The organism is Escherichia sp. 94.0001 (genome assembly GCF_013369155.2).
In the GTDB taxonomy this organism is placed as follows: domain Bacteria; phylum Pseudomonadota; class Gammaproteobacteria; order Enterobacterales; family Enterobacteriaceae; genus Escherichia; species Escherichia coli_F.
This window is the reverse complement of the sequence record NZ_JABWMS020000365.1, coordinates 1-201: the sequence shown is the minus strand read 5'-3', so window position 1 is coordinate 201 and position 201 is coordinate 1. Positions and strand designations below refer to the sequence as shown.

1 pseudogene is annotated in these 201 nt (G+C 57.7%); it reads right to left on the bottom strand.

Features of this window, described 5'->3' with window-relative positions:
- Window positions 1-201 (bottom strand): annotated as a pseudogene (locus tag HEN33_RS26130) (phage portal protein); the annotation flags it as partial.

Genomic DNA, 201 nt, shown 5'->3' with positions numbered 1-201 from the left:
GGTGTGTGGCATACGTGCCCCGGGGAAAGGATTTTTGATCGTCAATAGCGGGGAGTATTTCCAGTGCCGTGGCATCACGCCCGTCCTGCGGAGCCGGCAGGGCTCTCACCGCATCCAGAACCGCCTTCTGCAGAACATCGGGATCATAGTCACGACCATCACGCGGAACAGGAATATGGCTTACCGCCTCTTTCACCATCT